Consider the following 11,499-nt stretch of genomic DNA (forward strand, 5'->3'; position numbering starts at 1 on the left):
CACCCCCCCAAATTTTGTTCATTCTCGCCTTCGCCGGCCTTTTTATTTTTTGGGGGTTTTTCCTAACTAATTTTTTTGGTGTGGCCGTTGGGGCTGGTTCCCCGGGCCCGGGGGGGCTGGGGGGGGGGGGGGGCGCGCCACGTCCAGCGAGTTCGCGGTGGAGGTCTTGACGATGCCCAGGCCGATGCCCGGCTCGCCATTGCTGCGGTAATAGGCGCGGCGCTCGGCCGACGCCAGCTCGATCTTCGCCACGTCGCCCATGCGCACGACGTAACCGTCGCTGCCCTTGCCCAGCGGGATGGTCGCGAAGTCTTCGGGCTTGATGTAATTGCGTTCCACGCGCAGGGTGAAATCGCGGTCGGTGGATTCGATGCGCCCGGCGGGCAGTTCCACGTTCTCGTTGCGCAGCGCGGTTTCCACATCACCGGTGGTCAGTCCACGCGCGGCCAGCTGATCGCGGTCCAGCCAGATGCGCATCGCATAGCGCTGGCGACCACCGATGCGGACCTGGGCGACGCCATCGAGGCTGGAAAAGCGGTCGACCACATAGCGGTCGGCGTAGTCGCTCAGCTCCAGCGTATCCATGGTCGAGGAGACCATGTTGAACCAGATGATCGGATCGGCATCGCTCTCGACCTTGGCGATCTCCGGCGGGCGCGCCTCTTCCGGCATGCGGTCGGCAACCCGGCTGACGGCATCGCGCACGTCATTGGCCGCGGCCTCAATATCACGGTTGGAGGTGAACTCGATGCTGACCTGCGAGCGGCCGTTGGTGCTGCGCGCGTTGATGGTATCGATGCCTTCGATGCCGGCGAGCGCATCTTCCAGCACCTGGGTGATCCGGCTTTCGATGACCGCTGCCGAGGCACCGGTGTAGTCGACCGACACCGACACGATGGGCGGATCGATGGCCGGCAGTTCGCGCAGCGTGAGGCGGGTGAAGGACATGATGCCCAGCACCACCAGCAGCAGGCTCATCACCACGGCGAACACCGGCCGCTGGATGGAAACGTCGGACAGCTTCATCCGCCCTGTTCCTCGGTCGCGACCGGCGCAGGCGCATCGGCAGGCTTGGCACCGCTGGCCGGCGCCGCATCACGGGCGGCCACCTTCAGACCCGGGCGCAGCTTGCCGGTGCCGTCGACCACGATGCGCTGACCGGCGGCCAGCCCCTGCTTGATCTCGACCACGCCGGCACGGCGCGCGCCGGTGACCACGTCCACGCGCTCGACGCTGTCGTCCGCGCCGATGCGGTACACGAAACTGTCACGGCCCACCTGCACCACCGCGATCTCCGGGATCACCAGCGCCGGGCGCTCGGGGCGGAACAGGCGCACATCGAGCAGCATGCCCGGGCGCAGCGCATGGTCGGCGTTGGCGAAGTCGGCCCGCACGGTCACCGCGCGGGTGGCCGGGTCGATACGTGCATCGATGGTGGTGACCTCTCCTTCGAACGTGCGCCCGGGCCACGCGACGCTGGTCGCGCTGACCTTGTCGCCCGCCGAAAGCGCGGCCAGTTCCACTTCCGGCACCTGGAAATCGACGTGCATGCGCTCGATGTCATCCAGGGTGGCAATCACCGTGGTCGGCGTCAGCAGCGTGCCAGGGCTGACCTGGCGGATACCCAGCACGCCTGCGAACGGCGCACGCACACGACGGTCGCCGATGTCGGCCTGCATCTGCGCGACACGGGCCTCGGCGGCATCGCGGATCGACTTCTGCGTATCCAGCGTGGCGCTGGACACCAGCCGCTGCGTGGCCAGTTCGCGCTGCCGGCGGTACAGCTGGTCGGCCTCGTGGAAGGTGGCCTGCGCCTGCACCAGCGCCGCTTCCTGGGCCTGGCCACGCAGAGTCACGATCGGCGCACCCGCAGCGATCTGCTGGCCGCTTTCGAAGTGCACCTTCTCCACGATCTCACTGACCTTGGCGGTGACGCTGATCGACTCCCGCGCCTTGGCCGTACCCAGCGCCTGCAGGGTGTCGTTCCATTGCGTGGGCTGCACGATCTGCGCGGTGACCGGCACCGCTTCCCCCTGCCGTCGCGCGGCGGCCTCCTGTTTGCCTGCGCACCCGGCCAGGACGGCCAGGCTGAGGCCAAGGGCCAGGGTCGAAGCGATACGAGCCAACATGAACGGTCCTGATTGATCCACGGCCGCCGAGTGTAGGCATCCCCCCGCGAAGGCGGTATATGCCAAGCGTTTACCGGCGTGGAACCGGCGTCGCGATAGCGGCCTGAACCCGTTCCATGCAAGGGTCTGTGCGGCGGTGTCGGCGTATGTCGGGATGTATCCGGGCGACCGCTGGGCGTGCTGCTGCCGTAGAGTCGGACAGGTCCGGCGGAGGGCGTCGGACCGGGTCGGATCCTGGCGGGGATCCGATCCGGTTGTTCCTCTCCGCGGCCGATCCATCGGGGCCTGGCCGCGTTGTTGCTGTTGCGCCAGTTCTTCGCAGGTGCAGGGCGCAGCCCTGCCCGAGCACCCTCACACCGTGATGGTCTGGGTCAGCGATTCCCAGGTCGGCGGCAGCGGCCACGCGGCCACCTGGTTGCCGTCCAGCACCCGGCGCAGGTCCCGCGGATCGATCTGTGGCGCCAACACATGCACCAGCTCCAGCGCGTAATCGCGCAGCACGCGGTCACGCGGCAGCACCGCCCAGGCGATGCACTCGGCGATCGGAGCGGGTGCCGGCCATGCCTTGAGGTCTTCGTCGAGGGAACTGACCGCCATTTCGGCCAGCAGGCCCACACCCAGGCCGGTACGGACATAGGTCTTGATCAGATCGGCGTCCAGCGCAGTCAGCGCCAGATCCGGAACCAGCCCGTTGGCAGCAAAGGCACGCTGCAGCGACGAGTTCGGGCGCGTGGACGATTCATAGCTGATCAGCGGCTGGCGGGCGAGCGCCGCCAGGTCCGGTGCGCGGCCCGCGCGATCCAGCGGATGGCCCTTGGGCACCACCACCAGCCGCCGCCAGCGGAACAACGGTACGGCGATGCCATCGCCAGGCTCCCCACCGGCCGTACTGATGATGGCGATGTCCGCATCACCCTGGTTCAACCGATCCAGCGCATCGGCTTCGGCGGCCTGCTGCAGGTGCACGCTGACCTGCGGATACGCCTGCTTGATCGCCGCCACCGCCGGCGGCAGCACGAAGCGCGCCTGGGTATGAGTGGTGGTCAGAATCAGCTGACCCTGGCTTTCGCGGCGCTGGTTGGCCGCGTAGGTGCGGATGTTGTTGGCCTCGGCCAGCACGGCGCGCGCGCGGGAGATCACCTCGGTACCGGCCGGGGTAACGGACTCCAGGCTGCGACCCTTGCGTACGAACAACAGGAAGCCCAGCTCGTCCTCCAGCTGCTTGAGCTGCTTGGACAGGCCGGGTTGGGTGGCGTGCACGCGCGAGGCAGCCAGCGTGATGTTCAGCTCGGCGTCGGCGATGGCGACCAGATAGCGCAGCTGGGTCAGCGTCATGGGCGGGCAGGCAGCAGGGGCGGAGGTCCACTCTAGGGTCAGTTACCGTCACCAGCTTATAACCAAAGGTTGTTTAAGAAAGGCATCTGGTCATTTCCGGGCGTCATATGCCGGCGCTACGGTCAGCCGGCAGCCGCTGGCGTGAACAGCCAGCCCTCCCTCTTCCGCCCGCCGTCCTGGCGCGGCCCCGCCTCCGGAGCGCTTCCATGGCCCTGTACGACTCCATCCTCGACACCGTCGGCAACACCCCCATCGTCAAGCTGCAGCGCCTGGCGCCGCCGCAGGTCAGCCTCTACGCCAAGGTCGAGTCGTTCAATCCCGGCGGCTCGGTCAAGGACCGCCTGGCGCTGGCGATCATCCTCGACGCCGAGGCCCGTGGCCTGCTCAAGCCGGGTGACACCATCGTCGAAGCCACCTCGGGCAACACCGGCGTGGCGCTGGCGATGGTGGCCGCCGCCCGTGGCTACAAGTTCGTGGCGACCATGGTCGAGACGTTCTCGGTGGAACGCCGCAAGCTGATGCGTGCCTACGGCGCCAAGGTGATCCTGACCCCGGCGGCGGAACGTGGCAGCGGCATGGTGCGCAAGGCGCGCGAACTGGCCGAACAGCATGGCTGGTTCCTCGCCAGCCAGTTCGCCAATCCGGCCAACCCGGCCTACCACCGCAACACGACGGCGGCGGAGATCCTGCGCGACTTCGCCGGCAGGCGCCTGGACTATTTCGTCAGCGGCTGGGGAACCGGCGGAACCCTCACCGGTGTCGGCGAGGTGCTGAAGGTCGCACGGCCGCAGACCCGCATCATTGCCACCGAGCCAGCCGGCGCCGCGCTGCTCAAGGGCGATGACTGGAAGCCGCACAAGATCCAGGGCTGGACGCCGGACTTCGTGCCGGACGTGCTCAACCGCGACGTGGTGGACGAGCTGCTGAGCGTGGACGACGAACGCGCCATCGCCACCGCGCGCCGGCTGGCCGCCGAGGAAGGCATCTTCGTCGGCATCTCCGCCGGCGCCACGGTCGCCAGCGCGCTGGATGTGGCCAGCCGCGCCGAGCCGGGTTCGGTGATCCTGGCGATGCTTCCGGATACCGGCGAGCGCTACTTCTCCACGCCCCTGTTCGCCGACGTGAACGAAGGTTCCGACGACGACTGGCTGGCCGGCCTGCCGTGATGCACAGGGTCGGATCCCTTTCCCGTCCGGGAGAGGGCTCTGACCCTGCCGGCGCACCTCGGAAACATGGGGTCAGAGCCTTTTCCATACGGAAAAGGATCTGACCCCTTTCTGCTTCAGCCTGCGTGAAGGTGGCGACCGCCATCGTGCGTGAAGACCGTCGGATCGCAGCGCGTGAGACGGTCATGACGCAGCATCGATGGCCTGTCCCCTACGCTGGGTACAGCCGCCGCAGGTACTGCGCGGAACATCCGACAGGCAGGAGACGGACGCATGAAGATCGAAGTGTGGCAGGGCGACATCACGACCCTGGCGGTGGATGCGATCGTCAACGCGGCCAATGAATCGCTGCTGGGCGGCGGCGGAGTGGACGGTGCGATCCACCGTGCCGCCGGCCCCGGCCTGCTGGCCGAATGCCGGCAACTGCCGGAACTGCGCCCAGGCGTGCGCTGCCCGACCGGTGAAGTGCGCGCCACCGGCGCCCATGCATTGCCGGCGCGGCACGTGCTGCACACGGTGGGCCCGGTCTGGCACGACGGCCTGCGCGATGAACCCGCGCTGCTGGCCAACTGCTACTGGAAGTCGCTGCAGCTGGCCGAATCGCTCGGGGTGCAGTCGATCGCGTTCCCGGCCATCAGTTGTGGCGTGTACGGCTATCCGCTGTACCAGGCCGCGCAGATCGCCGTGACGGAAACCCTGGCGTGGCAACGCAGCCATGCACAGCCGATGCGGATCGTGCTGGTTGCTTTCAATACCGCCACGGCCAAGGCGTATCAGCAGGCCCTGGCCAGTGCCGGGCAGAACGCGGACAACGAAGTGCGCGGCACGCTGCTGCCGCCACTGGGCGATACCGGCTTCGCTGCCGCGCATTGAACACGGGGCGGCAGCACTGAAGAAAAGGCCGGGCAATGCCCGGCCTTTTCATTGCGGCAGTGCCCCTGGACGCGTCAGCGGCTGGCCGCGTCGACTGCGGCGTCATCCGGCACGGCCGCCGCATCCGCCGCTGCGCGGGCCGCCGACGCCGCGGCGCCGGCAGCGCTGGCGCCATCGATCTGCACGCGCACCTCGACCAGGCCCTGCTCGTCGCTGAGGCTGGAAACATCGACGGTGTAATGACCGGCCGGCAACGATTCCTGCAGACGCGCGTTGGTGCCGTTGCCGCCGTCGTCGTCGACCAGCTCGACGTCACCGCCGACCACACGCAGCACGGTGTCCACCTGACCGGAGATCGCATCCAGGCGAACGTCGCCCGGACGCTCCAGTGTCAGCAGGAAGCGACGGCGACCTTCGCTGTCGAGCATGGTGAACACGCTGCCCGACTGCGGCAGTTGGGTACCATCGCGCTCGACGATGTTGCCCGGCAGCTCGGTGCGGGCAACGGTCAGCTTGAAGGTGCCGGACGCATCGTCGTCCAGCCCGCGCACGCCCAGCGTGTACTTGCCGGGCTGCAACGGCAGCGACAGGCGCGAATTGGTGCTGTCACCGCCATCGTCGTTCTCCGCGTCGATCTCGCCGCCCTTCAGCTTCAGCACGGTATCGAACGCATCGGACGACAGGTTGACCTCATAGAGGCCGGCCTTGTCCACCTGCAGGGTGTAGTCCTGCGATCCGGAAACCAGCATGTCCACGACTTCGCCGCTGCCTGCGATGGGCTTGCCGTCGTAGGGCACCAGCTTCTCTACCCGCAGGCGGTAAGGGCCGTAGGCGGTCGGGCTGTCGGCGTTGACCGCCACCTGGTAGGTGCCGGCACCGTTGGCGCGGAACGCCAGCGATACATCCCCGCTGCGCTCATAGCCGGTGCGGCTGCTGGCGACCAGGCTGCCATTGTTGAACACGGCAATCGAGCCACTGAGGGCACCGGTCAGCTTCATGCCCACCAGCTGCTTGTCCTCCAGCGTGATCTGGTACAGCTGGTGGTGGCTGCCGTCATTGAAATTGATGCCGCTGCGCGAGGTGATCTCGCCGGAAACGGGCTTGTCGAACTCGAGCGACGGGGCCTTGCCCACATCCGCATTGCTGCCGGAGCGGTTGCAACCGCCTGCGGCGAGGACCGTAGCAACGGCCAGCGTGATTGCTGCCAAACGCATGTTTTTTCTCCTTGGCCTTCCATGTGTGTCCCCCGGGCCGGCCGGGCCCGCGGGAGGCGGAAAAGATACCCGCAAAAGCAAACGCCGGCGTGAGGCCGGCGTTGCCCTGTTCACCCTGCGATGGAACCGATCAACCGTTCCACTTGCCCAGTGCAGCCAGGCCGTTTTCCTTGGCGCGCTCGAACACGGTCTTCTGCGCGGCGGCGTAGTTGCCCTTCATGTCCTTGGCCCACAGCTTCAGTGCCGCCTGCTGCATGGCACGGCCGTAGGAGAAGCTCAGCGGCCACGGCAGGTTGCCCAGCTGGTTCATCGCATTGAGGTGGGCGGTGGACTGTTCATCGCTCTGGCCGCCGGACAGGAACACCACGCCCGGCAGGATCGCCGGCACGGTGCTCTTCAGGCACATCACGGTGGACTCGGCCACTTCCTCGACGTCGGCCTGCTCTTCGCAGTCCTTGCCCGAGATGACCATCGAAGCCTTCAGGATGGTGCCTTCCAGCAGCACGTTCTGCTGGTACAGGGCGTCGAACAGCGAACGCAGGGTGGCTTCGGTGACTTCGTAGCAGGTCTCGATGTCGTGGTCGCCGTCCATGATCACTTCCGGCTCGACCATCGGCACCAGGCCGCATTCCTGGCACAGCGCGGCGTAGCGGGCCAGCGCATGGGCGTTGGATTCGATGCAGGTGCCCGACGGAATGCTCTCGCCGATGTTGATGACCGCACGCCACTTGGCAAAGCGCGCACCCAGCTTGTAATACTCCTGCAGGCGCTCACGCAGGCCGTCCAGGCCTTCGGTGACCAGTTCGCCCGGGCAGCCGGCCAGCGGATGCGCACCCTTGTCCACCTTGATGCCCGGAATCATGCCGTGGTCGGCCATGTACTTGGCGAACGGCACGCCGTCCTTGGTCGACTGGCGGATGGTTTCGTCGTACAGGATGGCGCCGGAAATGTGCTCGTTGAGCTTCGGCGTGGTCAGCAGCAGTTCGCGATAGGCGCGACGGTTCTCCTCGGTGTTCTCGATGCCCACGCCGGCGAAGCGCTTGGCGATGGTACCGGTGGATTCGTCGATCGCGATGATGCCCTTGCCCGGGGCAACCATGGCCTGGGCGGTTTCAGCCAGCTGTTCGATGCTCATGTACTTCCTGTGGCGGGTGCGGGAAAAACGTAAGTATAGCCCCGCAGCCCGTGGCCTCGACGTGGAGGCCAGACTGGAAACGATTCCAATGTCCGTTCAGGACAGGCGCTGTCCTGCAGCGTTCCGGTCAGAGCCCCGGTGGGGCTCCGACCCGGTTCCGCAGCGGTTACAGATCGCCCAGACCGCTGGCGCGACCGTCTTCGCCCACCTCGAGCAGGCGCAGGGTGTTGGTCGCACCGTGGGTTTCCATGTGCTCACCGCTGGTGAACACCACCCGATCGCCGGCCTGCAGCAGATCCGATTCGACCAGCAGGCGGATGCTGCCACGTGCGGCTTCGCGCGGGGTCAGGCCACGGCTGTCGAAATTGATCGGAAACACATCGCGCATCAGCGCCATCTGCCGGCGTGCGCCGTCATGGCGGGTCACCGCGAACACCGGTGCCTTGGCACGGAAGCGCGACAGGTAGCGCGCGGTACCGCCGGACTCGGTCATGGCCACGATGGCCCGCACGCCCACGTGCTGGGACAGGAACATGGTCGCCATCGCGATGGCCTGGTCGGCGCGCTCCAGGTTGCGCGGCGACGCATTGAAGTCGGTCTCGGTCTGGAACTGGCGCTCGGCGCCCAGGCAGATGCGCGCCATCGCCTCCACGGCCTTGACCGGATACGCACCGGCAGCGGTTTCGGCCGACAGCATCACCGCATCGGTGCCGTCGATCACCGAGTTGGCCACGTCCAGCACTTCCGCGCGGGTCGGGATCGGGCTTTCCACCATCGACTGCAGCATCTGGGTGGCAGTGATCACCACCTTGTTCTGCGCCAGCGAAGCCTTGATGATCTTCTTCTGCAGGCCCGGCAGTTCGGCATCGCCGATTTCCACGCCGAGGTCGCCGCGCGCCACCATCACCACGTCACTGGCCTCGACGATCTCCTCCAGGTTCTCGATCGCTTCGGTGCGCTCGATCTTGGACACCAGCGCGGCGTAGCAGCCGTGCGATTCGGCGATCGCGCGGGCATCGTTCATGTCCTGCGCATTTCGGCAGAAGGAAACGGCGATGAAGTCGACACCGATCTTGGCGACGATCCCGATCAGTTCCTTGTCGCGCTCGGTCAACGCGCCCAGCGACAGGCCACCGCCCTGCTTGTTCAGGCCCTTGCGATCAGACAGCACCCCGTCGTTGAGCACGGTGCTGATGATCCGCTCACCCTGCACCTCGACGACCTGCAGCTGCATCAGGCCGTCATCGAGGAGCAGGACATCACCGGGGCCGACGTCCTGCGGCAGGCCGAGGTAGCTCACACCCACCTGCGTGGCATCGCCGGCCGGTGCGTTGGGCGAGGCGACCAGATCGAAACGGTCGCCCGCCTTGAGATGGATCTTGCCTTCGGCAAAGCGCTCGATGCGGATCTTCGGGCCCGGCAGGTCGGCCAGGATGCCCACTTCCACGCCCACCCGCTGTGCGGCGGCGCGCACGTCGGCGGCACGCTTGGCCTGGCCGGACGGGTCACCGTGGCTGAAGTTCAGGCGCACCACGTTGACGCCGGCGCGGAACAGATCCTCCAGCACGCCCGGCGGATCGGTGGCCGGACCGAGGGTGGCTAGGATCTTGGTGCGACGCTGACGCTCGAACATGGTGAATGGGCCTCTCCCGTTAAAGCACGGAAATTAGCACATCCTTCACGCCCCATGTATGCGGTTACAACCTTGTGCTGCCTGACTCTGCGGGACATGCAACGGACATCGCCCGGACATACGCCGGCGCAGGGTGCCCGGTATCAGGCCAACAGTGTCGTCAGCTGGACCGGCTCGCGTGCCAGCTGGCCCGCACCGGCTTCAGTGAGCTCCGCTTCGCCACCAAACCCCCACAGCACACCGATGCTGCGCAGGCCGTGGTGACGCGCGCCCTCGATATCCATGCGACGGTCGCCGATCATCCAGCACTGCGTGGGCGACACCTGCAGCCGGCGCAGCGCTTCGCCGACCAGCTCGGGCTTGTGGCTGCGCGAACCATCCAGGGTCGAGCCGATGATGTCCTCGAACAATCCGCCGAACGGCAGATGGGCCAGGATCCGGCGCGCGTGCGGCTCGTTCTTGGCGGTGACCACCGCCAGGCGGTGGCCACGCGCATGCAAGGTGCGCAGGGCGTCCTCCACCTGGGGGTACACCGTGTGCTCGCGCCAGCCCTCGGCATCGAAGCGCTCGCGGTAGTACCCGACGGCCTGCTCCACCCGCGCCGGTTCGATGAACAGCGGCGCGAACGTGGTGCGCAGCGAAGGCCCGATCCAGCCCAGCAGGGTTTCCCGCGCCGGCACCGGATGCTCCATCTTCTGCAGCGCATAAGCGATGCAGGTGGTGATGCCCACCTGCGAATCGATCAACGTACCGTCCAGGTCGAAGAAGAGCGTCGCGCGTTCTTCCGGTGCCGGGTGGGCAGAACCGGCCTGGGTGCCGTCCGGGTTCATGCGCCGCGCGCGGCGAGCGCGGCCACGGCCGGCAGGGTCTTGCCTTCCAGGAATTCCAGGAACGCGCCGCCACCGGTGGAGATGTAGCTCACGTCCTTGGCGATGTCGAACTTGTCGACCGCTGCCAGGGTGTCGCCACCGCCGGCGATGGAGAACGCCGGGGACGTGGCGATGGCACGCGCCAGCGCTTCGGTTCCCTTGCTGAAAGCTTCAAACTCGAACACGCCGACAGGGCCGTTCCAGACCACGGTGCCGGCATTCGCAATCAGCTGCGCGTACTGGGCAGCGGTCTGCGGACCGATGTCCAGGATCAGATCATCTTCGGCGACCGCATCCACGGCCTTCACTTCGGCAATGGCGTCGGGCAGGAACTGCTTGGCCGTGACCACGTCCACCGGAAGCGGAATCTCGGCCCCGCGCGCCTTGGCGTCGGCAACGATCTTCCGGGCGGTGTCCAGCAGGTCCGGCTCGTACAGCGACTTGCCGACCTTGTAGCCGGCAGCCGCGATGAAGGTGTTGGCGATGCCGCCCCCCACGATCAGCTGGTCGACCTTGCCCACCAGATTGGCCAGCAGTTCCAGCTTGGTGCTGACCTTGCTGCCGGCCACGATGGCCAGCAGCGGCTTGGCCGGTGCGTCCAGCGCCTGCGCCAGGGCATCCAGCTCGGCCATCAGCAGCGGGCCACCCGCGGCGACCGGGGCGAAACGGATCACGCCATGGGTGGACGCCTGCGCGCGGTGCGCGGTACCGAAGGCATCCATCACGAACACATCGCACAGCGCGGCGTACTTCTTCGACAGGGCTTCGTCATCCTTGCCCTCGCCGACGTTCATCCGGCAGTTTTCCAGCAGCACCAGCTGCCCCGGCTGCACCTCGACGCCGTCGATCCAGTCGCGTACCAGCGGCACCTCGCGACCCAGCAGTTCGGACAGGCGTGCGGCAACCGGTGCCAGCGAATCGGCTTCGCTCCACACGCCTTCCTTCGGCCGGCCCAGGTGCGAGGTGACCATCACCGCCGCGCCCTGCTCCAGTGCGCGCTTGAGCGTCGGCAGCGAAGCGGTGATGCGCTGTTCGGAAGTGATGCGGCCATTCTCGATCGGCACGTTCAGATCCTGGCGGATCAGCACGCGCTTGCCGGAGAGGTCGAGGTCGGTCATGCGGACGATGGACATGGGCAACTCTTG

At 67.1% G+C, this 11,499-nt stretch carries 9 protein-coding genes and 1 pseudogene; 2 read left to right on the top strand and 8 right to left on the bottom strand.

Features of this window, described 5'->3' with window-relative positions; genetic code table 11:
• Positions 1 to 87: 87 nt before the first annotated feature.
• The 3 genes and pseudogenes from ACVOME_RS07140 to ACVOME_RS07150 form a co-directional block, all read right to left on the bottom strand.
• Positions 88 to 1,026 (bottom strand): annotated as a pseudogene (locus ACVOME_RS07140) (efflux RND transporter permease subunit); the annotation flags it as partial.
• Entirely contained in the window at positions 1,023 to 2,129 is a 1,107-nt protein-coding gene (locus tag ACVOME_RS07145; protein ID WP_053517087.1) for an efflux RND transporter periplasmic adaptor subunit, read from the bottom strand. The gene ACVOME_RS07145 and the pseudogene ACVOME_RS07140, both read right to left, overlap by 4 nt.
• Before the next feature lie 351 nt (positions 2,130 to 2,480).
• On the bottom strand, positions 2,481 to 3,464 hold the full coding sequence (locus ACVOME_RS07150) for a LysR family transcriptional regulator (protein WP_053517088.1): 984 nt from the start codon (positions 3,462 to 3,464) through the stop codon (positions 2,481 to 2,483).
• A gap of 206 nt (positions 3,465 to 3,670) precedes the next feature.
• Between ACVOME_RS07150 and cysK the strand changes: the two genes are divergently transcribed.
• Both cysK and ACVOME_RS07160 read left to right on the top strand, forming a co-directional pair.
• Positions 3,671 to 4,630: a cysteine synthase A gene (gene cysK, locus ACVOME_RS07155; protein ID WP_065175759.1), complete on the top strand. Its 960-nt coding sequence runs from the start codon at positions 3,671 to 3,673 to the stop codon at positions 4,628 to 4,630.
• Between the two features lie 273 nt (positions 4,631 to 4,903).
• Complete coding sequence (locus ACVOME_RS07160; protein ID WP_053517092.1) at positions 4,904 to 5,503, top strand: O-acetyl-ADP-ribose deacetylase; 600 nt, start codon at positions 4,904 to 4,906, stop codon at positions 5,501 to 5,503.
• A gap of 74 nt (positions 5,504 to 5,577) precedes the next feature.
• Here ACVOME_RS07160 and ACVOME_RS07165 read toward each other — a convergent pair whose 3' ends face one another.
• From ACVOME_RS07165 to ACVOME_RS07185, 5 genes are all read right to left on the bottom strand, one after another.
• Entirely contained in the window at positions 5,578 to 6,717 is a 1,140-nt protein-coding gene (locus ACVOME_RS07165; RefSeq protein WP_065175758.1) for an ABC transporter substrate-binding protein, read from the bottom strand.
• A gap of 130 nt (positions 6,718 to 6,847) precedes the next feature.
• Entirely contained in the window at positions 6,848 to 7,852 is a 1,005-nt protein-coding gene (locus ACVOME_RS07170; RefSeq protein ID WP_053518502.1) for a class I fructose-bisphosphate aldolase, read from the bottom strand.
• A 166-nt stretch (positions 7,853 to 8,018) separates the two neighbouring features.
• Complete coding sequence (gene pyk, locus ACVOME_RS07175; RefSeq protein WP_065175757.1) at positions 8,019 to 9,485, bottom strand: pyruvate kinase; 1,467 nt, start codon at positions 9,483 to 9,485, stop codon at positions 8,019 to 8,021.
• A gap of 143 nt (positions 9,486 to 9,628) precedes the next feature.
• Positions 9,629 to 10,315: an HAD hydrolase-like protein gene (locus tag ACVOME_RS07180; protein ID WP_053518497.1), complete on the bottom strand. Its 687-nt coding sequence runs from the start codon at positions 10,313 to 10,315 to the stop codon at positions 9,629 to 9,631.
• On the bottom strand, positions 10,312 to 11,487 hold the full coding sequence (locus tag ACVOME_RS07185) for a phosphoglycerate kinase (RefSeq protein ID WP_053518495.1): 1,176 nt from the start codon (positions 11,485 to 11,487) through the stop codon (positions 10,312 to 10,314). The genes ACVOME_RS07180 and ACVOME_RS07185 overlap by 4 nt, the downstream gene beginning before the upstream one ends.
• Between the last annotated feature and the right edge of the window lie 12 nt (positions 11,488 to 11,499).

This window comes from Stenotrophomonas sp. STEN008 (assembly GCF_056760435.1).